20 protein-coding genes are annotated in these 20,409 nt (G+C 65.0%); 7 read left to right on the top strand and 13 right to left on the bottom strand.

Annotated features, from left to right (window positions below; translation table 11 throughout):
- The first annotated feature begins 33 nt into the window (after positions 1 to 33).
- Positions 34 to 984 (top strand): oxygenase MpaB family protein, encoded by a 951-nt coding sequence (locus A5906_RS30825; RefSeq protein WP_080138954.1) that lies wholly within the window; start codon positions 34 to 36, stop codon positions 982 to 984.
- Between the two features lie 283 nt (positions 985 to 1,267).
- On the opposite strand, the gene glgA is transcribed toward A5906_RS30825, so the two are convergent.
- Complete coding sequence (gene glgA / locus A5906_RS30815; protein WP_080138952.1) at positions 1,268 to 2,683, bottom strand: glycogen synthase GlgA; 1,416 nt, start codon at positions 2,681 to 2,683, stop codon at positions 1,268 to 1,270.
- A 197-nt stretch (positions 2,684 to 2,880) separates the two neighbouring features.
- Here glgA and A5906_RS30810 point away from each other — a divergent pair, with 197 nt between their 5' ends.
- From A5906_RS30810 to A5906_RS30800, 3 genes are all read left to right on the top strand, one after another.
- The gene (locus A5906_RS30810; protein WP_080138951.1) at positions 2,881 to 4,077 is read left to right on the top strand and encodes a CaiB/BaiF CoA transferase family protein; all 1,197 of its coding nucleotides are present in this window, start codon (positions 2,881 to 2,883) and stop codon (positions 4,075 to 4,077) included.
- Between the two features lie 146 nt (positions 4,078 to 4,223).
- On the top strand, positions 4,224 to 5,291 hold the full coding sequence (locus tag A5906_RS30805) for an alcohol dehydrogenase (RefSeq protein WP_080138950.1): 1,068 nt from the start codon (positions 4,224 to 4,226) through the stop codon (positions 5,289 to 5,291).
- A gap of 135 nt (positions 5,292 to 5,426) precedes the next feature.
- The gene (locus A5906_RS30800; RefSeq protein WP_080138949.1) at positions 5,427 to 6,506 is read left to right on the top strand and encodes an isocitrate/isopropylmalate dehydrogenase family protein; all 1,080 of its coding nucleotides are present in this window, start codon (positions 5,427 to 5,429) and stop codon (positions 6,504 to 6,506) included.
- A 46-nt stretch (positions 6,507 to 6,552) separates the two neighbouring features.
- Here the strand turns inward: A5906_RS30800 and A5906_RS30795 are convergent, their stop codons facing one another.
- From A5906_RS30795 to A5906_RS30775, 5 genes are all read right to left on the bottom strand, one after another.
- Positions 6,553 to 6,828: a hypothetical protein gene (locus tag A5906_RS30795; protein ID WP_080138948.1), complete on the bottom strand. Its 276-nt coding sequence runs from the start codon at positions 6,826 to 6,828 to the stop codon at positions 6,553 to 6,555.
- A 256-nt stretch (positions 6,829 to 7,084) separates the two neighbouring features.
- On the bottom strand, positions 7,085 to 7,900 hold the full coding sequence (locus tag A5906_RS30790) for an enoyl-CoA hydratase (protein WP_080138947.1): 816 nt from the start codon (positions 7,898 to 7,900) through the stop codon (positions 7,085 to 7,087).
- 109 nt (positions 7,901 to 8,009) lie between these two features.
- Positions 8,010 to 9,359 carry a L,D-transpeptidase family protein gene (locus tag A5906_RS30785; RefSeq protein ID WP_080139016.1) on the bottom strand — a complete coding sequence of 450 codons (1,350 nt, stop codon included), beginning with the start codon at positions 9,357 to 9,359 and terminating at the stop codon, positions 8,010 to 8,012.
- A gap of 395 nt (positions 9,360 to 9,754) precedes the next feature.
- Positions 9,755 to 10,126 (bottom strand): helix-turn-helix domain-containing protein, encoded by a 372-nt coding sequence (locus A5906_RS30780; RefSeq protein WP_020608151.1) that lies wholly within the window; start codon positions 10,124 to 10,126, stop codon positions 9,755 to 9,757.
- A 30-nt stretch (positions 10,127 to 10,156) separates the two neighbouring features.
- Complete coding sequence (locus A5906_RS30775) at positions 10,157 to 11,203, bottom strand: LysR family transcriptional regulator (protein WP_080138946.1); 1,047 nt, start codon at positions 11,201 to 11,203, stop codon at positions 10,157 to 10,159.
- Positions 11,204 to 11,687: 484 nt separating this feature from the next.
- On the opposite strand from A5906_RS30775, the gene A5906_RS30770 reads away from it, so the two are divergent.
- Both A5906_RS30770 and A5906_RS30765 read left to right on the top strand, forming a co-directional pair.
- Positions 11,688 to 11,954, top strand: a complete 267-nt coding sequence (locus A5906_RS30770; RefSeq protein WP_080138945.1) for a hypothetical protein — start codon at positions 11,688 to 11,690, stop codon at positions 11,952 to 11,954.
- A 203-nt stretch (positions 11,955 to 12,157) separates the two neighbouring features.
- Positions 12,158 to 12,889, top strand: a complete 732-nt coding sequence (locus A5906_RS30765) for a cytochrome c biogenesis CcdA family protein (RefSeq protein ID WP_080138944.1) — start codon at positions 12,158 to 12,160, stop codon at positions 12,887 to 12,889.
- A gap of 42 nt (positions 12,890 to 12,931) precedes the next feature.
- Here the strand turns inward: A5906_RS30765 and A5906_RS30760 are convergent, their stop codons facing one another.
- From A5906_RS30760 to A5906_RS30730, 7 genes are all read right to left on the bottom strand, one after another.
- Positions 12,932 to 13,588 carry an HAD family hydrolase gene (locus A5906_RS30760; protein WP_080138943.1) on the bottom strand — a complete coding sequence of 219 codons (657 nt, stop codon included), beginning with the start codon at positions 13,586 to 13,588 and terminating at the stop codon, positions 12,932 to 12,934.
- Positions 13,589 to 13,759: 171 nt separating this feature from the next.
- Positions 13,760 to 14,677, bottom strand: a complete 918-nt coding sequence (locus tag A5906_RS30755) for an MBL fold metallo-hydrolase (RefSeq protein ID WP_080139015.1) — start codon at positions 14,675 to 14,677, stop codon at positions 13,760 to 13,762.
- Positions 14,678 to 14,754: 77 nt separating this feature from the next.
- A complete protein-coding gene (locus tag A5906_RS30750; RefSeq protein ID WP_080138942.1) occupies positions 14,755 to 15,960 on the bottom strand; it encodes an NAD(P)/FAD-dependent oxidoreductase in 1,206 nt (401 codons plus the stop codon).
- Between the two features lie 114 nt (positions 15,961 to 16,074).
- Positions 16,075 to 16,356 carry a hypothetical protein gene (locus tag A5906_RS30745; RefSeq protein ID WP_080138941.1) on the bottom strand — a complete coding sequence of 94 codons (282 nt, stop codon included), beginning with the start codon at positions 16,354 to 16,356 and terminating at the stop codon, positions 16,075 to 16,077.
- 97 nt (positions 16,357 to 16,453) lie between these two features.
- Positions 16,454 to 17,413: a helix-turn-helix domain-containing protein gene (locus A5906_RS30740; RefSeq protein ID WP_167523696.1), complete on the bottom strand. Its 960-nt coding sequence runs from the start codon at positions 17,411 to 17,413 to the stop codon at positions 16,454 to 16,456.
- Between the two features lie 413 nt (positions 17,414 to 17,826).
- Positions 17,827 to 19,284: a sensor histidine kinase gene (locus A5906_RS30735; protein WP_080139013.1), complete on the bottom strand. Its 1,458-nt coding sequence runs from the start codon at positions 19,282 to 19,284 to the stop codon at positions 17,827 to 17,829.
- A gap of 338 nt (positions 19,285 to 19,622) precedes the next feature.
- Positions 19,623 to 19,967 carry a DUF1236 domain-containing protein gene (locus A5906_RS30730; protein WP_080138940.1) on the bottom strand — a complete coding sequence of 115 codons (345 nt, stop codon included), beginning with the start codon at positions 19,965 to 19,967 and terminating at the stop codon, positions 19,623 to 19,625.
- Between the two features lie 138 nt (positions 19,968 to 20,105).
- Between A5906_RS30730 and A5906_RS30725 the strand changes: the two genes are divergently transcribed.
- Positions 20,106 to 20,339, top strand: coding sequence for a hypothetical protein (locus tag A5906_RS30725; RefSeq protein ID WP_080138939.1), 234 nt, complete (start codon positions 20,106 to 20,108; stop codon positions 20,337 to 20,339).
- Positions 20,340 to 20,409 lie beyond the last annotated feature (70 nt).

The raw sequence follows: 20,409 nt of genomic DNA, 5'->3' as shown, positions 1-20,409 counted from the left end.
TTGTCGCGACCTCTTCTCTCGCGAGACTCGCAAGTGGTCGTTGAGAAAGATCTGGAAGCGGCGCTCGATCAGGTCCGTGCTGATGCCGCGGGCGCGGTTGCCGGCGTGTTCGGTCCTGACACGGTGACCTGGCGGATCGACCGGGAGGCCGTGAACTTCCTTGGCGCCGGTCGCGCGCTGCTGCTGCAACTCGCCCATCCGTGGGTCGCCGCCGCCATCGCCGAGCATTCGAAAACATTCGCCGATCCGGTCGGCCGCTTCCATCGCACCTTCGACATCGTCTTCGCCATGGTGTTCGGTTCGCTCGACCGTGCCATGCAGTCGTCCCGGCAATTGCACCGGCGCCACGGCATGATCGTCGGGCAGATGCCCGAGACGGTCGGCCCGTTCGCGGCGGGCTCGCGCTACTGCGCCAACGACATTCCGCCGCTGCGCTGGGTCCACGCCACGCTGGTCGACACCGCGCTGATGGCGCATGACCTCGTCCTGCCACAGCTCTCCGTGGAGGAGCGCGAGCGCTATTGGGCCGAGAGCCGGACGTTCGGTGCGCTGTTCGGGCTGACGGGGGATGATTTGCCGGCGGACTGGGCCGGCTTTGCGGCTTACACCGCGGCGATGGCGCAATCGGACACCCTCACGGTCAGCGCGGCGGCACGTGAGATCGCGTCGCAGATTTTTGATGGCGCGCGTCCGTGGTTACGGCCGCCGCGATGGTATCGCGCGCTTACCGCGAGGATGTTGCCGGAGCGCTTGCGTGTGGGGTTTGGCTTTGAGCTTGACGAGCGGGATGCCAGATCCGCCGACAATGCGCTGCGCTGGATCAGGCGCGTCTATCCGAAATTGCCAGACAGGCTGCGCTATGTCGGCCCCTATCAGGAAGCGCAGGCGCGGCTGCGGGGCGAGTTGCAGCCCGACTGGATGACGCGCTGCCTCAACCGCGCCTGGATCGGCCGGCCGCAGATGGACGTGCGCGGGAAGAGGTGAAGGCCAAATCTCTCGTGTCCCGGACAAGCCGCAACGGGTGAGCGTTGCGGCGCGGAGCTGGGACCCAGAGTCACGGCTTTTCTCTGTGAGACGGGCCCCGGCTCAGCAGCGCACCACGTCGCAAGGCGATGCGCTGCGTCCGGGACACGAGATGGGAGCGAGGCGATACTCTCTCCTCATCGTCATTGCGAGCGCAGCGAAGCAATCCAGAATCCGTCCGCGGAGAGACTCTGGATTGCTTCGCTGCGCTCGCAATGACGGAGTATGCGGAAGCACTCCGGCCTCACACCGACGCCAGTTTCCTATACAGCGCGCTGTAGCTGCCGGCGGAGATGCTCCAGGAGAACGATCGTCCCATGGCGCTGCGGCGCATGGCGTCGAGCTGGTCGTGCGCCATGAAGGCCGAGAAGGCGCGGCGGACGCCGCCGAGGAAGGATTCGTGCGAGGGCTTTGAGAACAAAAAGCCGGTCTCGCCGTCGCTGATGGTCTCGGCGAGCCCGCCGGTCTGGTGACCGATCGGCAATGAGCCGAAGCGCTGGGCGTACATCTGGCTGAGGCCGCAGGGCTCGAACCGTGATGGCATCAAGGTGAAGTCGCTGCCGGCAAAGATGCGCCGCGCCTGGGCGTCGTTGAAGCCGATCGCGACGCCGATGGCGTCGGGACGGCGGCGATGGGCGTCGATCAGCGCCTGCTCGAGCGCCGGCTCGCCGGAGCCGGTGACCACGATCTGTCCGCCGGCATCGATGATCTCGTCGGCCGCCGCCAGCACGAGGTCGATGCCCTTCTGATGCACGAGTCGGGCGACGATGCCGAACATCGGTCCGCGCGACACCGCAAGCCCGAACTGCTTGCGCACGTAATCCGCATTGGCCTTCTTGCCGACCCAGTCGCCGGCACCGAATTGCTGGGCGAGCTGCGCGCAGGAACGCGGGTCCCAGCTCTCGTCGATGCCGTTGAGGATGCCGGTGAGCTCGGCGGCGTCCGAGCGCAGGCGGAGCAGGCCTTCCAGGCCGCAGCCGAATTCGGCCGTCGTGATCTCGCGCGCATAGGTGCCGCTGACCGTGGTGAGGTGTGAAGCGTAGACCAGGCCGGCCTTGAGGAAGGAGACCTGGTCGTAGAACTCGACGCCGTCGATGTGGAAGGAGCTCTCCGGTGCGCCGATCCGCCGCAGCGCCTCCTTCGGGAAGAGGCCCTGATAGGCGAGGTTGTGAATGGTCAGGATCGACGGCAGCTTGGCGCCGCGCCAGGCGAGATAGGCCGGCACCAGCGAGGCTTGCCAATCGTTGGCATGGACCAGGTCCGCTGCCCAATTCTTGTCCAGCCTGCCCATGGCCAGCTCAGCGGCTGCCGAGGCGAAGCGCGCGAAGCGGATGTCGTTGTCGGGCCAGTCGCGCCCGGACTCGTCGCCATAGGGATTGCCGGGCCGGTCGTAGAGCTGCGAGCACAACAGCACATAGACCGGCAGGCCGTCCTTGGTCGCGGCACGGCCGAGCGAACAGGCCGGCAGCTCCGCGAACGGCGGACAGCGACCGACGATCTGGATATGCGTGAGCTGCTCGATGATATCGCGATAGCCGGGCAGCATGATCCGGATATCGGCGAAGGGGCGCAGCGCTCGGGGCAGGGCGGCGGAAACGGCTCCAAGCCCGCCGACGCGGACAAAGTCGTCCATCTCTGTCGTAACGAACAAGACCCTCAAGAACTGCTGCCCTCTTCCGATCCCGTTTGCTGCTATGCAAGAACGGGTCCAGTTGCCCAGGAAATTCTCAAGCCCGCCGCGAGACGCGTCTGCTCGGTAAAGACTTTCCTACTCAGCCGCCGCCCTCTAGGGTCGCCGCACCAACAAGAGAGAACATCCATGGTTCCCGAAGGGAGCCCCAGGGAGACGCGGCACGCATGCAGCTACCAGACAAGCATGAGGGGACGACGACAAAGGCTTTCGCGGGCCTGCGGGTCCTGGATTTTTCGACCACGATCGCCGGTCCCCATTGCGCGCGCATGCTAGCCGACATGGGCGCCGAGGTCATCAAGATCGAGTCCGATGGCGGGGAGACGATGCGGACCCGGCCGCCGCTGCGCAAGGGGTGCAGCACCGCGTTCGGCCAGCTCAATGTCGGCAAGAAGAGCCTGGTGCTCGACCTCAAGTCCGAGGATGGCAGGGAGGCGGTCCGCCGGCTGGCCGCGACCGCCGACATCCTGGTCGAGAACTTCCGGCCAGGCGTGATGCACCGGCTGCGGCTCGACTATGACAGGCTGCGTGCGGTCAACCCGAGACTGATCTACTGCTCGATCTCCGGCTATGGCCAGACCGGCCCCTCGGCCGAGCTGCCGGCCTATGCGCCGGTGATCCACGCCGCCTCCGGCTACGACATGGCGCATCTTGCCTACCAGCCCGGCCGTGTCAGGCCCGACTATTGCGGCATCTACCATGCCGATGTCCTCACCGGCACCTACGGTTTTGGCGCGATCGCGTCGGCGCTCTATCAGCGCACCGTGACCGGGCTCGGCCAGCACATCGACGTCTCCATGCTGGAATCGATGCTGACCTTGACCCTGACCGAGTTGCAGAGCTCGCAATTCGCGGTTGCACCGCCGCCGCGCCCGATGTTCGGGCCGACCGCGACGGCCAGCGGCTATGTCATGATCACGGTCGCCAGCGAGAAGACGTTCCAGGCCCTGATGGGCGTGATCGGCCGCCCCGAATGGATCTCCGATCCACGCTTCGTCAGCTACGCGCCGCGCCGCCAGAACTGGGCGGAGTTGATGGACGGCGTCGAGGTCTGGTCGGGGCAGCTTTCGACCGATGCATGCCTGCTCGCGCTTGGCGCTGCCGGCGTGCCGGCGTCAGCCTATCGCACCGTGTCAGAGGCACTGGCCGATCCGCAGCTTGCGCATCGCCAGGCGCTATCCGAGGTGCGGGACGAGGGCGGATCGTTTAGGGTGCTCAACCTGCCGTTCCGGATGTCCGGCGCCGATACGACGCCGGCCAGGACGGTGGCGGTGCTCGGCGCGCACACGGATGCGTTGCGCGACGAGATCGGCCTTGCGAACGATGCGGCAATTCCGTCAGGCAAAACGGCCGCGCAAGGCTGAATGGCTTCGTGCCGCGAGCAATGCGGCCCTGCGCGCCGTCGGGTTGCCATCCTTGATCGCCGTAAACTAGACAGGAGCGAGTTTGTCTCGCCCCGCCGGCCATGGCATGCTGAGGCGAGAACAAGAAGCATGCCGGGAGGATTGCGATGAAGAGTTTCAAGGTTGCCGATTTCAAGGCGCCGCTGCAGGAGTTCGACGAGGCGACGCCGCAGCCTTCGGGCACGCAGGTGCTGATCAAGGTGAAGGCTGCCGGCGTCTGCCACAGCGACCTTCACATCTGGGAAGGCGGCTACGATCTCGGCCACGGTCGCAAGCCGCTGTCGCTGAAGGACCGCGGCATCAATCTGCCGCTGACGATGGGGCACGAGACCGTCGGCGAAATCCTCGCCTTCGGCCCGGACGTGAAGCCGACCGATCAGGGCGATCTCAAGCTCGGCGATGTTGGCCTCGTCTATCCCTGGATCGGCTGCGGCAAGTGCGCCACGTGCCTCGGCGGCGACGAGAACATGTGCCTGACGCCGCGCTCGCTCGGCGTCTATTGCGACGGCGGCTATTCCGATCACATGCTGGTGCCGCATCCGCGCTATCTGCTCAATCTGAAGGGGCTCGATCCCGCGACGACCGCGCCCTATGCCTGCTCGGGCGTCACCACCTACAGCGCGCTGAAGAAGGTCGAGCAGCATTTCGACACGCCGATCGTGATGTTCGGCGCCGGCGGCCTCGGCCTGATGGCGCTGTCGCTGCTGAAGGCGATGGGCGGCAAGGGTGCGATCATGGTCGACATCGACGCCCGGAAGCGCGAGGCGGCCGAGAAGGCCGGTGCGCTTGCGACCATCGATCCCAAGGCCCCGGATGCGCTGGAGCAGCTTGCGAAGAAGGCGGGCGGGCCGATCCGCGCCGTGATCGACCTCGTCGGCAACTCCGCGACGACACAGCTCGGCTTCGACTGCCTGACCAAGGGCGGCAAGCTCGTCATCGTCGGCCTGTTCGGCGGCGGCGCGACCTGGGCGCTGCCGCTGATCCCGATCAAGGCGGTGACGATCCAGGGCAGCTATGTCGGAAATCTGCGCGAAACGCAGGAGTTGCTCGACCTCGTTCGCACCAAGAAGGTGCCGCCGATCCCGGTGACGACGGCTCCGCTCGCCAAGGCCAACGACGCGCTGGTGCAGTTGCAGCAGGGCGCGGTGGTCGGCCGCACGGTGCTGACGCCGTAGTTACAACTCTTTCCACCGTCATTGCGAGCGAAGCGAAGCAATCCAGAAATCCCTCCGCGGAGACAGTCTGGATTGCTTCGTCGCAAGAGCTCCTCGCAATGACGAGATCACTTTGACCTTCACGCAGGAATCCTCATGTCCGCGAACAACGCCTTCCACATTGCCGTGCTCGCTGGTGACGGCATCGGTCCCGAAGTCATGGCGCCGGCGCTCGAGGTGCTGCGCAAGGTCGGCGCAAAATCCGGGCTCGGCTTCCGCTTCACCGAGGCGCCCGCCGGCGCCAACAATTATCTCGCCACCGGCAAGTCGATGCCGGATACGACGATCAAGCTGTGCGAGGAGGCGGACGCGATCCTGCTCGGAGCCTGCGGCCTGCCGTCGGTGCGCTACCCCGACAATACCGAGATCGCGCCGCAGATCGAACTGCGCTTCATCTTCGATCTCTATGCCGGCGTGCGGCCGGCGCGCCTCATTCCCGGCGTGCCGAGCCCGATTGTGGGAGCCGACAAACGCGGCATCGATCTCGTCGTGATCCGTGAATCCACCGAGGGCTTATTCGCCTCGATGGGCAAGGGCGTCGTCACTCATGAGGATGCGCGCGAGACAATGGTGATCACGCGCAAAACCTCCGAGCGTCTATTCGAATTCTCGTTCCGCCTCGCCGAACGGCGCAAGGCGCGCGGCAAGCCGGGGATGCTGACCTGCGTCGACAAGGCGAACGTGTTCAAGGCCTTTGCCTTCTTCCGCGGCATCTTCGATGAGATCGAGAAGAAGCACCCGGGTGTGAAGAGCGACCGGCTCTATGTCGATGCCTGCTCGGCGATGCTGGTCAAGCGACCCTGGGATTTCGACGTGATGGTGATGGAGAACATGTTCGGCGACATCGTCTCCGACATCACCGCGAGCCTGATCGGCGGCCTCGGCATGGCGCCGTCGGCGGACATCGGCGACAAATATGCCGTGTTCCAGCCTTGCCACGGCACCGCGCCCGACATCATGGGGCAGGGCAAGGCCAATCCCACCGGCATGATCCTGTCGGCCGCAATGATGCTGGACTGGCTCGCCGAGAAGCATGGCGTGGAGAGTGCGGCGGAAGCGGGCCAGACCATCGAACGCGCGGTGGACCAGGTCTATGCCGGCGGCATCAAGCCGATGGAATTCGGCGGCAGCAATGGCACGGCCGACATCACGAAGGCAGTGCTGGGGGCGCTGTAGTCAGCGCGCGCACTTGAAAAAGGGGCCCTCGGGGCCCCTTCATCGTTTACCAGCGACGCCAATGGTGGCCGTAATAGCCATATCGTGGCCCGTAGAAGCGGCGCGGGCCGTAATAGCCATAGGCACCGTAATAGTTCGGTCGCCACCAGCAGCGGCCCCACGCATTGCAGACCATGCGGACCTGATCGACATTCGCGGCCGGACCGCTCGCGATCTGGTCGGCCTGCGGAATGCCGTTCGGCATCGCCGCGAGCGCTTGTCCCGACGCCAGCGCAGCGCCGCCCAGGGCAGCCAGACCGAGAAAAGCAAATCTGAGTTTCATCGCAATCTCCCTCGTTGGTGGCGGAAGAACTTGCGACGGATCAGTTAGTTGCTATCGCGGTGCGGGCGGCTGAGGAATTTAATCTTCCTGAACGTTGGTTCAGGTTCGTCGAGAGTTCCGAGATCTCTCCACCTCGGCATTGCGAGCGCAGCGAAGCATCCAGAGCCTTTCCGCGGAGAGACTCTGGGTTTCTTCGTCGCTGCGCTCCTCGCAATGGTGATGGAGAGATGCGTGGGCTCGGCAATGACGCCGGGACTCACCGCCCCGAGAACTTCGGCTTGCGCTTCTCCATGAAGGCCTGCCGGCCTTCGCGGAAATCCGCGCTGTCCATGCATGCGGTGCCGATCGTCTTGATCGCACCCATGTCGCGCGCACTCTCGTCCTTCAGGACCTGCGCGATGGTGATCTTGGCCGCCTTGATCGCGAGCGGGGCGTTCTGCGAGATGGTCTCGGCAATCGCCATGGTCTCGCCCCAGAGCTCGCCCTCCGGAAACACGCGCTCGACGAGGCCGATGCGCAGCGCTTCGGCTGAATCGATCCGCATGCCCGTGTACATCAAAAGCCGCGCCCAGGACGGGCCGACCAGCGACACCAGGTGCTTCAAGCCGTCGAAGCCATAGGCGATGCCGAGCTTCGCTGCGGGGATGCCGAACTGGCTGCCCTGTGCGGCGAGGCGGATGTCGGCGAGCATCGCGACCTGCATTCCGCCGCCGAGGCAAAAACCCTGGATGCAGGCAATCGTCGGTTTCGGATAGTCGGCGAGCAGCGCGCGCTGGGCGACGCTGCGCCTGGCGTATTCCTCGGACGCGGCGGCGTTGTGGCGGGACTTCTCGAACTGGCTGATGTCGGCCCCCGAGACGAACGCCTTGCCGCCGGCACCGCGCAGGATCACGACGCGCACGGCGTCGTCGTCGCGCAAGGCCGTCAGCGCCTCGCCAAATCCCTCCCACATCTCCAGCGACATCGCGTTGCGCTTGTCGGGATTGTTGAATGTGATCACGCCGACGCCGTCGGTGGCGTGCTGGAGGATCTTGCCGTCGGCGTAGGATTTTTCGTTGGGGAGATCAGGCATCGCGCGCTCGCTCGTCTTGGGCCGAGCGCAATGTGCGACCTTGCCGCGGCCTTGGTCAACCGCGGCAAGGCGAGGGACCCGTGCCGCGATTGCATGGCGCGGAGAGCGCCTATTGCGTCACATGCATGTGTGCGGTCAGCGGATGGTCGGCGGCCCTGCCGAAGAACGCGGCCTCTTCGGCCGTCGCCTCCAGCAGCTGCTCGTCCTGGTTATAGACGTCGTTGCGGAACTGGATGGTCTGGTCCTTGGTCATCCAGGCCGTGAGATAGATCCATGCCACCGGCACCTTCTTCGCCATGGCGACCTCGAGGTGCTGGCCGCTGGCGATCTCGGCGTCGATCGCCGCCCGGCTCCATTTCGGCTGGTCCTTGAGCAGCCAGGCGGCGAGATCGCGCACGTTGTCGACGCGCGAGCAGCCGTGGGAATCGAAGCGGTAGTCGTCGCTGAACAAATTGCGCTGGTTGGTGTCGTGCATGTAGACGGAATAAGAATTCGGCATGTCGATCTTCACCGCGCCGAGCGCGTTGAAGGTGCTGTTGTGCTGGCGCACGGTGAAATTTGGCGTGTGCGTGCCGGACCAGTCGACCGAATGCGGATCGATCGGATTGTCGTGGGCGTCGAGCACCTCCATGTGCATGCGCGACAGGTACGTCGGGTCCTTGCGCATATGCGCCGAGATCTCGGTCTTGGCGATCGAGGCCGGCACCGTCCAGGTCGGGTTGAGGACGACGCTGGTGATCTGAGCCGTCAGCGTCGGCGACGGCTTTTCGGTCTTGCCGACGATGACGCGATAGCGCCGCACCACGACGTCGTTCTCGACCGCCTCGGCGAAGGCAGCGGGGATGTTGACTACGACATAGCGCTCGCCGAAGCCGAAATTCATGTTCTCGAGCCGCTCGAGCGAAGCCTCGAGCTGGCGGATGCGCTTCTGTACGGAGACGTTCATCGCCGCGAGCGTGCGCGGCGTCACCGTGCCGGTCGGCGCGAGGCCGTGACGGGCCTGGAAGCGCTTCACCGCGTCGGCGAGATCCTGGTCGAAGGCGCCGCTGGTCTTGTCGGCGGAAAGATCGCCGGAGAGGATCAGCCGTTTGCGCAGGAGATCGTCGCTCGCGCCCTGGACGCCGAGCGCGAACTTGGCGTCGGCAGGGATCGTCGGCCAGCCGCCGCGCACGGCGAGCGCGGAATAGCTGAATGCGGCCTCCTTGATCCGCTGGGCGGAGCCTTCGTCATAGGTCGGCTCGTGCGTCAGCGCGAGCGCCGCGGCTGAACGGCTTTCCGCCGTAGAGGCGGGCGTCGTTGCGGCCTTCGGCGCAGCTGCGTGAGCCGGATTCGTCGCGGCCGGCACTGTCCCGGCCGTCGCCGGCTTGGGCGTGGCCTGCCCAACGGTCTCGGTTTGCGCGAGCGCCGAGGCGCTGGCGAGCACGCCGACGGCAATGATCATCGCATGGCGTTTCGACATGTGTCCCATCTTCCCCAAGAGAGCGAGGCCCGGACAGGCCCTCGCATTGGCAATCCTCGGCCGCCGCACTGCGTACGCCGATTCGTGAAATCGGCGGAAAATTAGGGCGCCGGTGTTGAGGTCCCATTAAGCGCGGCAGTCGAAAGCTCCGCGCGTCCGCTGCGGAGTCTCTCGATTGGGTCGCCGCAAGGCCGGAATGGGTTCGCGAAATCCGCGATGGAGGAGGGTAAAGGGCGAGAAAAAAGGGCGGTCGGGCCGCCCCGAGGGCCGCGTGCGGATGGCACACGCCAAATCTGGTTCAGAAGATCCGATCCAGCTCAGATCGTCCAATCCGGCCGCGCCCCCGTGACGCGGCGGATTGAACGTTGGCCGTCAAGGCCAGACCGTCGATCGGCTCAGCTTTCGTTGGCCGCGATCGATTCCATCAGCGAGACGAGCTGACGCTGCACCGTCTGGTCCTTGATCTTGCTGTAGGCGCGCAGCAGGCGGAGGCTGAAAGCCGAATCGAGGAAGAGCAGGCTCTCGACTTCGCGCGCCTTGTTGTCGCCGTCGTAGAAGAAGGTCACGGGCACGTCGAGGGCGGAGGCGATCTGCTGCAGGCGGGCTGCGCCGACGCGATTGACGCCCTTCTCGTACTTCTGGACCTGCTGGAAGCTCACGCCGAGCTTTTCGCCGAGCTCGGCCTGCGAGATCTTCATCTCGACGCGCCGCAGGCGGATCCGCTTGCCAAGCTCAATGTCCGGCTTGCCAGCGCTGCGCTGCTTCATTCTTTTCGCCGCTGTTTTCATAGTCGTTTCTCACCGTTCTTCGGTTGAAAATCCCCCGAAGAGCTGGGTCAGGGGTTCGCCCATATACGAGTCCTCGAATTCATGCGGGTGCACGAACTCTTCCTTAAACCACGGGAATCGAGCCGGATTGAAAGCCTCGATCAGCCAGTCAATCATGTGCCGGACGCGTGGGATGCGGCCGCTACCGGGATGGTAGGAAAGCCAGATATCCAGCGGACGGTTCAATTCGACCTCCAGTGGAATCAACTTCCCGCCAAGCGCAATGGCGTAGCTCGGGAATACGCCGATTCCGGCGCCATTCGCGACCGCCCAGTAATTGGCGCTTGAGACGTTCGTCTTCATGACCAGAAGGTCACGTTCCTGAACGCCCGGGAAGAAGCTCTCAAAAGTCTCCTTGGCTGCGAGCTGGTCGGCGAATTGCAGCACCAGGCGGTGCTTGATCAATTCATGGGCCGAGCGCGGCGTGCCGTATTTTTCGAGGTATTTCTCCGAAGCCCAGAACATCAGATGCATGCGGCCGAGCCGCACCAGCTTGACGTCGAGCGCAGAAGGCCGGGACAGGTGGATGGCGACGTCGGCCTCGTGGCGCGAGACGTCGGCCGAGCGCATGGCGCAATGTAGGTCGACCAGGATCTTCGGATAGGCCTGCTGGAATTCGACCAGGCGCGGGGCGAGCCAGAAGGTGCCAAGGCCCTCGGTGACGGCGACGCGGACCTCGCCGGAGAGGGCATTGCCCGTCGAATCACTGGTGCGCAACACGTCGAATGCGGCGGCTTCCATCCGCTCGACGGCAGAAACGACGAGCGCGCCTTCGTCGGTCAGATGAGTGCCATGGACGTCGCGGGTGAACAGGGTGGTGCCGGTCTGGCGCTCGAAATCGTCGATGCGGCGGCGGACAGCATTGATCGACAGCGACAGCCGTTCGGCCGCCGAACGGAAACTTCCGCAGCGGACGACCTCCAGGAAGATGCGCGCCGCATCCCAATCGGAGAGGCTGCTGAGATTTGTTTTTGGGCGTTCCTCTGGAGGAACGCCCCTTTCCGCCAAGGAGTGCATACAAGTCCCTTCGGTTGGTTAAACTGGCAGAATCTGGCGCAAACCACAACCACGGCGGGTTGCGGGGTGGCGAGTTTTGAACGTCATCCTTACTGCCTCGCGGGTGGTATGATGGTGCAGCCACAGGCTGGGAATCAGGCAGACGATCGCCTGAATTGAGGGGTGTCGCGTGAGTTCCGTTGCGAGCCTTCAGATGGCTGCGGGATTGTCGGCCCTGTCCGCAATGGACATCCGTTCGCATGTTGCGCTTCCAGCTCCCGGAATGGATCACGCGCAACGCAGCAGGTGTTCTGTCCCTGGCAGTTTAGACGACGGCCAACGGTGCAGCGGGGCAACGTTCGCCGAAACCGCGGTTTCAGCGCAGAAACACATTGAAATCATGTTCAGAGGCGCTGCGGCCTCGTGTTATCCTTGGTCTCCCATGGGGGCCACAGGGGTCGTCGCACATACGTCTCGCAGGCCGAATTAACGGAAAGAACGCCCGGTGTCGCATTCAGACGAACAATTGCAGTCGGTGCTGGAAACGCTCGAGGGGTGCCGCAGGGCGCTCAACGAGATGAACAGTCGTGAGTCGGCCGAGCTGCTGTCGATTGTCATCCTCGACGTGCGGATGAAACTCAAAGGAATTGACGGCGCCGATCTGAAGGCGCTGTGCGACGAAATGCTGCGGAACGCCGGAAGCGAGCCGCAGCCCCCTTCCAAGCAGACGCAGGACCAGCCCCGGCGTCCGCTGCTCCGCGTGGTGAAGTAGCCGCCCCGCCTGATCTCGCTTTTTGGCGAGGTTTGTGCGCGTCCCGATGCCGCATCTGTGATCACGGACGGCATCGGGAGGAGCCCTGGTTTTGTGCGCCTCTGTTGCGCATTTCCCGGCATCGGCTACACCAGAGCCGGCGCTCCTGGCCGCGCGCATTCCCCGCGTGCCGCACTGGGGCCTGAGATGGCTCCGACTGCATCATGCAAAATGTTTCGATCCCGGCGGCGCTGATTGCCGGCCTCGTCAGTTTCCTCTCCCCTTGCGTCCTGCCGCTGGTCCCGCCCTACCTGATCTATCTCACGGGCGCGACGATCGAGCACGTCGAGAGCGAGGAGCCGGTCGCGGCCTCCAAGCGCGCGATCATGATGTCGGCGCTGCTGTTCGTTCTCGGCTTCTCTACGGTGTTCGTGGCGCTCGGCGCCAGCGCCTCGCTGATTGGCGGGCTGATCCGGGCCTGGTCGGCGGAATTGTCGATCCTCGCCGGCATCGTCATCATCATCATGGGCCTGCACTTTCTCGGCCTGACGCGCATCGGCCTGCTGATGCGCGAGGGCCGGCTGCCGATCCCAAAACCCGTTGGTCTCTGGGGGGCCTACATCATGGGGCTCGCCTTCGCCTTCGGCTGGACGCCCTGCATCGGCCCGATCCTGGCGGCGATCCTCTCGATCGCCGCGGCCGAAGCCACGGTGACGAAGGGCGCAGGCCTGCTCGCGGTCTATTCGGCGGGCCTCGGCATTCCCTTCCTGATCGCCGCGCTGATGATCGAGCAATTTTCCACGCTGTTCGCGCGCATGAAGGGCCAACTCGTCAATGTCGAGCGCGCCATGGGCGTGTTGATGGTGATCACCGGCATCGGTTTTCTCACCGGCGCGGTTTCCAATGTGAGCATCTGGCTGCTCGAGACCTTCCCGGCGCTGCAGACGATCGGGTAGGGCGGAGGGCGGCGTCCGAGGAGAGAACTCGGGGTGCTGCGATCACGTCATGCGCAGCAAAGCCGGAAGGTCGCTCATTCGATGAAAGAGATTGTCGCAGACCTCCGCGAACTCTCGTTCAACACCTGAATCGCCTCCGGTAAAGCCGAGGACTCTCATCCCCGCGGCCTTTGCCGCGCGAACGCCGGACAACGAGTCCTCAACAACGACGCAACGTGAGGGGGGAACGCCCAACGTTCGTGCGGCGTGCAGGAACAGGCCGGGGTCCGGCTTCCACGAACCAACCTCATACGCACTGAAGATGCGTCCTTCGAAATGCTCCAGCAACTTGGTCAGTCCGAGTGCATGCGTCAGCTTCGACATGGGGCCGTTGGACGCCACGCAAACCGGAACGTCGATTTCGGCCAATGCCGCATGGATTCCTTCGACGGGCTTGAGTTCGGCATCAAATGCCAGCGCGGTTGCCCGACGAACGTCGTCGATGAAACTGTCTCGGACGCCGCGGCCTAGCCGGCGCTCGATTTCACGCACGCAATCGGCCATCTTGACCCCACGGAAAGAACGTATGGCGTCTTCAACGCTGATCGATATGCCTTCCTCGGATGCCGTTTGAACCAGCGCGGTCAGTGCAATGATCTCGCTATCGACCAGGACGCCGTCTGAATCGAAAATGACAAGTTCGGGACTTGCAGAGGTCATTCTTGCGAGGCTCCAAGCACATCGTTCACCGGAACGTCTCGCTATATCCGGGACGATGGACGGAGGCCATACTGGCGTCCGGTCGCGGATGCCGAGCGCCTGGTGATTTGCAGCAGGGCGCGTACTCACGAACGTCATGAGCACGCGCCTCTGTTCTCGGCTGACAGGCCGTCAATAGTCCCAGAACACCGGCACCCAGCGGAAGGCGTCGCCATCGACCGCCACGCGGCCCACCGACGGGAACGGCAAATGCGTGGCGACCAGCATCTCGCCGGTCGCGGCCAGCTCGCGCAGCAGGCGGATACGAACGCGCGCCGCTTCCTCGGGATCGTGTTCGAAGCCGTTGTGCCAGTCGGGTTGCTCGAACCCCACGGCAAACACGGCGTCGCCGGCGAAGGTCAGCGCGTCATCGCCGGAGGCGATGCGAACCACGCTGTGCCCGGGGGTGTGACCGCCGGTCCGGAGCGCGACGACGCCGGGTGCAATCTCCTGCGTCTCGCCGAAGGTCCGCAGCTGGTTGCCATACTCGCTCACGAACCGCTTGGCGGTGGCCCGAAGCGCGTCCGGAAAGCCCTGCGGCATGTTGGTGTGGGAGAAATCGGGCGCCTCCCAGAACTTGACCTCGGCAGCCGCCACGTGGATGCGCAGGTCCTTGCGCAGCCGCTGCTTGACGCCATCGACGAGCAGCCCGCCGATATGGTCCATGTGCAAATGGGTCAGCACGAGGTCGGTCACGGCCGAAAGATCGATGCCGGCGGCCTCCAGTCGCTTGATCAACTGCCCGGCGCGCGGAAGGTGCAAGTTCGGGTCGGAGCCGAGGCCGGCGTCGATCAGGATCGTCTTGCCGCCGCTGCGGACCATGACCGCATTCAGCGCCCAGTCGAATGCGTCCTGCGGCAGGAACATGTCGTGCAGCCAGGCCGCCCGCTCGGCCGGGGCCGCGTTGTGCGCCAGCATCGTGGTCGGCAGCGGCAGCACCCCGTCGCTGACCACCAGGACGTCGATCTCGCCGATCTTCAGCGCGTAGCGCGACGGCACCAGCTCTTCGGGGCCCGAGGACTGCGGATATGAGGTGATGTGCAGATTCATGTGTGTCTCCTGTTTCTGGCTGGTCTTGCTGAGTGGTCCGCGCAGCCAGGACACGCGGCCGCTGTCGCTTCGCGTGTCTAGAGATCAGTCACGCGCTCCGGATCGGCCGAGGCGAGCGCGGCTGCGCGCTCGGCCTTCGGCGGATAGATCCAGACGGTGTTGATGTCCTGCTTAGTCTTCTTGGCGACGTCGCCGACCATTTCGACCTTGCGCTCCCAGCCGCGCGTGAACAGCGCGCCGGCTTCGCCGAGGTCGAGGCAGGTGACATAGGCCTTCTGGTGATAGGGCCTGGTCGGAACGCCCAGCAGCTCGGCGGCTGCGTTGTTGCCGGCAAAGGCGCCCATGCGAGTGGCGTGCTGGCACGACATCAGCGCGTAATTGCCGTCGTCGTCGCAAGCCGCGCGGGCGGCATCGCCGGTGGCGAAGACGCCGGCAACGCCGGGCACGCGCAGGTCGCGATCCACCAGCAGCCGGCCGAACTTGTCGCGCTCGGCGGGAATCTGCGCCGTCAATGGTGCGGCGCGGATGCCGGCGGCCCAGACCACCGTCTCGGTTTCGATGTGCTCGCCGGTCGACAGCGTCACGCCGGATTTGTCGAGCGAGGCGACGCCGGCACCGAGCCGAGTCTCGACGCCGAGCTTGCGCAGCGCCTCTTCGATCAGCGGGCGGGGACCTTCGCCCATGTCGGGCGCGATTGCGCCGTTGCGCTCGACGATGACCACGCGTGTCTTCGAATCCTTGCCGAAGATATTGCGCAGGCGCGCGGGCAGCTCGGTTGCAGCTTCGATGCCCGTGAAACCGCCGCCGGCGACGACGACCGTGTCGCGTCCGTTCGCCGCCGGCCGCTTGGCGAGGGCGTGCAGATGCCTGTCGAGCGCGACCGCGTCATCGAGCGAGTCGACGCTGAAGCCGTGCTCCGCAAGGCCGGGAATATTGGGGCGGAACAGGCGGCTGCCGGTCGCGACCACAAGGCGGTCATAGGACAGGGATTTGCGCGTCCCCTGGGAAGTCGCGATCTGCACTGTTCGTGCCTTGGCGTCGATCGTCTCGGCGCTGCCCTGGATGTAATCGACATCGATCGCCTCGAGGAGGTCGAGCAAGGACGCCGTCAGGGTTTCCGGCTTCGCCTCATAGAGCCGGGGGCGAACCACCAGCGCCGGCTCCGGTGCGATCAGCGCGATCTCGAGATCGTCAGGCGAGGCACCCTGGATGTCGCGCAGGCGGGCGGCGGAGAGGGCGGCATACATGCCGGCAAAGCCGGCGCCGATGATGAGCAGTCGCATATGGTTCACTCCTGGATTGGGTTGATCGGGACAGACGTGCGTCATCGCGGCCGCCCAAGGTTCGGCGGAGCGGGCTGATATGACGCGAAGAGGTGAAACGGTGGACGCTGGACCTTACGGGGCGGCGCAGCCTGGCAGTGATGACAGCAGCGCGGGGCTTCCACAGGCCGCCTGGCAGCTTCTCGGGCTCGATGGCCAGCCGCGCAGGGCGACCGGTACCGCAGGTCTCCTCGGCCAGTCGTGATTGATCAGGATTGATGCCAGGGGACTGGCGTTCTGCGTCGTCGCCTCCTCGGCTGTCGGCGAGGTGAGACGCACGGTCAGCGAGAGCCCGTACAGGAGCGCCATCGCGATGGCTTTGCGGCGCGGTGCGATTGCAAGGCGTTTCCAGTCCATTGTTCGTCTCCGTCCGCGTGGTCTGCTGCTGCGATGTCTAGCGAACCAGATACTCGACTGCCCCAGAGCGATTGCCTTCGCTGTCGCGGGATTGCTGCTAACGCGTCCGCCTGCGCCAATCGCTCGGCGTTTCGCCCGTCAGCTTCTTGAATGCCGCGGCGAAGGCGGTCTGCGTGGAATAGCCGAGTGCAGCCGCGATCGAGACGACCGGTTCGTCGGTCTCCCGCAGCATGTTCATGGCCTGCTCGAGCCGGTGCTGGCGCAGCCAGGCGTGCGGCGAGAGCCCGGTGCTCTCCTTGAACGACCGGCAGAAATGGAAGCGCGACAGGCCGGCCTCGGACGCAAGCGCCGAGAGCGAGACGTCCGCATCGCTGTCCGAGCGAAGACGTTCGATCGCCCGGCGCAGGACCGTCGGCGAGAGGCCGCCGATGATCGGCTGCTGCGCGGCCGGCACGCCGGCATGGGCGGCCAGCACGCGCGTGGCGAGGAGATCGGTCAGTTGCTGCCTGAACAGCGTGTCGAGCGTGGCGCAGCCTTCGAGCGAGTCGGCGGCACTCAGCAGCAGGCGGGACGTGATGGCATCTGGATGCCCGGTTCTTTCCAAGAGGTCGCCGGGACTTGCCGTGCTGGCTTCATCGGCGATGCGCAGCAGCGTTCGCTGCGGAAGATAGAGCTGAACGACATGCATGGGCCGGTGAATATCCCATCGCGAGGTCGACCCGGCCGGAATGATCGTGACGACGCCGGGACGCGCCGTGCTGATCGCAGCCGATTTTCCGCTGCGCCGCTCCAACGCCTGTGAGCCCGCGGGATAGGTCATGATGACGTGATCGGCCATGGGTTCGACCACGTCGTGCAGCGGCTCGTGCTTCCAATAGGCAATCGTGCCGCTCTGGGAATCCGAGGCCATGCGAAGCGGCTTGGTCTTGAGCACGCGTGCCATCTCCGCATCGGCAGCGCGCAGCTCGGACGTCGCGTTGTCGTCCGGCCTGGCGCCGGGTGTGAAGGACAAGCCCTTGTGCGAGGGATGGCGCATGAGTGCGGTGCTCCCGGTCATCATGTGGCTCCTCCTGATCGTCTCAGGCTGCACATCAGTCGTCCGTATTTGTACGGGTCGGCGCGTGTTCTATGGCTGCAAGGATTCAGCGTCTTTCCTGAAGCGGCTGTGCTTTGTCCGATCCTGCTCAGGGCGGGCGCGCGTTTTCGCAAGCGCACGCCGGGCAGCGCCAGGCTGTCGCGGTGTTGAACGAAGATCGCGTGAGGGGCGGTTAGATGCCGTTGAAACAGCGTGTGAAAGCGCGGCCAGCCATCATGCGGTGCTGTGCGGCGCTCTCTACGTCATTGCCGGGCTTGACCCGGCAATCCATCATCCTTTGAGGAAGGATGGATGCCCGGGTCAGGCCCGGGCATGACAGTCGCGCATTCGGCGAGTCAACGCGCAGGTCGGCATCATTGCTCGACGGCTCCTGTTCACCTCGCCTCGTCCAGCGTGCAGGTCACGGTACAGACGACGCCGCGCGGCAGGAAGTCGACGGTGGCCTCGCCGCCGAGCTGGTCACGCGCGCTGCGCTCGATCAGGCGCGAGCCGAAGCCGCGTTGCACCGGGGCGGTCACCGGCGGTCCGCCCATCTCGGTCCAGATCAGCCGCAGCCGCGGCTTGGGCGCCTCGCTGATGACTTCCCATTCGAGCGTCACCCGTCCGGTCTCGTTCGACAGCGCGCCGTATTTCGCCGCGTTGGTGGCGATCTCGTGGACGATCATCGACAGCACCACCGCGAACCGAGGCGACAGCGGCACGGCCGGGCCCGCCATGCGGATGCGGTCGGGATTGCTCAGCAGGAACGGCCGAAGCGCCCGGGCGATCACGTCCCTCAGCTCGGAGCCCGCCCATTTCTCCTGGCTGAGCAGATTATGCGCCTCGGCGAGGGCGCCGAGCCGGCCCTCGAACTTGGCTCGCTCGTCCCGGCTGGCGCTGCGGAAGGTCTGCACCGCGATCGCTTGCATCAAGGCCAGCGTGTTCTTGACGCGGTGATTGAGTTCCTCGATCAGGAGGTCATGCAGCATCTCGCCGCGCGCGATCGTGGTTGCCATCCGCACCGCAAAGGTGAGGCCGATCAGCAGCAGGATGCCGCCGATCAGGCTCGTGATCGCGATGTTGCGCCAGAGCGGCGCGATCAACGAGCTTTCGGGGACGCCCGCGGCCACCGTCCAGCCCGTGAGCCGCGATCTTGTGTAGGCGGAGGCGAGCGCAACGCTCTCGAGCGAAACCGACGACAGGGTTGCCTCGGGCGCGCGAAACATTTCCGCGTAAAGCGACGGCGAGGCGCGCTTGCCGAAGTTTTCGTCCGGGTTTGGCACGCGGGCAAACACCGTGCCCTTGGTGTCGAGCAAGGACACCGTCCATTGCTGGTCGGGCCGCTGCTTCTCGATCAGCTCCTGGAAGATGCCGACCGGCGGGCTGAAGCAGAGGTCGTAGATCACCTCGCCGTTCCGAGATACCGGCACCTCGACGGTCAGAACCTGGCGCCCGTTGATCGCGCCGGTGAACAGGTCGGAATATTGCGGCGTCCTGGTCGCGAAAACCTTCTCGATGGTCTCGAGATTGCCCCGCGCCGGCAGGCTCGCGGTGTCCTCCGTCGTCGAGGAGAACAGCAGCCGGCCATTGCGGTCGGAGATCAGCAACAGACCGCCCTTGCCGTACTGGTCGAGGAAGCCGAGCGCGATGCGACGAAAGTTCTGGAAGTCGTCGTTGCGCAGCGAGTTTGTCAGTGCCAGCACCTGCAGACTGCCGGTCATCCGCTGCACCTCGGAATCCAGCACAAGGCGCATGCTGCGCACGGTCTCCAGCACGCGGCGGGTCGCGTCGCTGCGGTCCTGCTGGTAATGATAGAAGGCGATGCCGACCGCGAACACGATCATCGGCAGCATCGTTCCCGCGATCAGGAGAGCGAGCCGGACCGGCAGGGTGAGCTTCGACAAGCGCGCGTGTCCCGCTTCCGGCGCGGCGGCGCCGGCTTATGATTTTGACGAGAACCATACGGGCAGGACCGGCATCGCGCCACGATTTTCGCATGCGGCGACCAGCCGGGTGGATTTTGCAGCGCGGCGCGAGGCGTCCTGCGCTTCAGCTCATGCTGATCGCAGGCGGTATCGGACAGGCAGCCGCCAAGTCGAGGCCGGCGATCCACACCTCTCGATGCGACGTCATGCGGACAACGAGCAAGGGCGGCCGCCTCCAAGGCCGCCGCCCATCCATCAGATCGCGATCAGTCGATTTCTTGCACGACCGTCCGCGTGCCCGGATCCACCAGCATCACGCGTTCGCCTGAATAGACGTAGCGATATTTCGTCAGCGACGGGCCCCAATCGGCCGGAACCGCCTGGAGCTCGACGTCGCTCGGCACCGTTGCGCCGACGATGATCTTCTCCTTCGTCGTGACCGGGCGGACGCGATGCTCGGTGACGTAGGATTTGATTTTGGTGCGATATTCCGGCTCGATCTGAACCGCGGCCGCGTGGCCGGTTCCGGTCGTGGTCACTACGGTCGACTGTGCGAACGCGCCGGTCGAGATCAGAACCGCTGCTGCGGATAGCAAAAATAGCTTCTTCATCTTGTCCTCCTCGCAGGAATGAGCGCCGCAACAACCGCCCGCCGGGCGCGACGTTCCCCGAGGATAGGAACAAAATACCATTTTTTCCCGTTGCTGAATCGACCGGACCGTAGTCCGGCAACTGGAGGAGGAGACCAGATGAAGCTGAAGATCGCGACTGCAGCACTCATGGTTGCTGCGTTTTCCCTGCCGGCGTTCGCGGCCGACGAGTTCTACGTGGTTCAGGACGTCAAGACCAAGAAGTGCACCGTCGTCGACAAGAAGCCGACGGACACGTCCATGACCGTCGTCAGCCCGTCGGGCACGATCTACAAGTCGCGCACCGAGGCTGAGAGCGGCATGAAGACCGTCAAGGTCTGCACATCCAATTGAGGAGGACGTGATGCCAGTACTCATTCTCTGGGCCGTGCCGGCGGTCATCGTGATCGGCGGCGGCATCTAT

Source organism: Bradyrhizobium sacchari (assembly GCF_002068095.1).
GTDB lineage: Bacteria > Pseudomonadota > Alphaproteobacteria > Rhizobiales > Xanthobacteraceae > Bradyrhizobium > Bradyrhizobium sacchari.
Note: the sequence above shows the minus strand (reverse complement) of the source record. Positions and strands in the feature narration are given on the sequence as shown.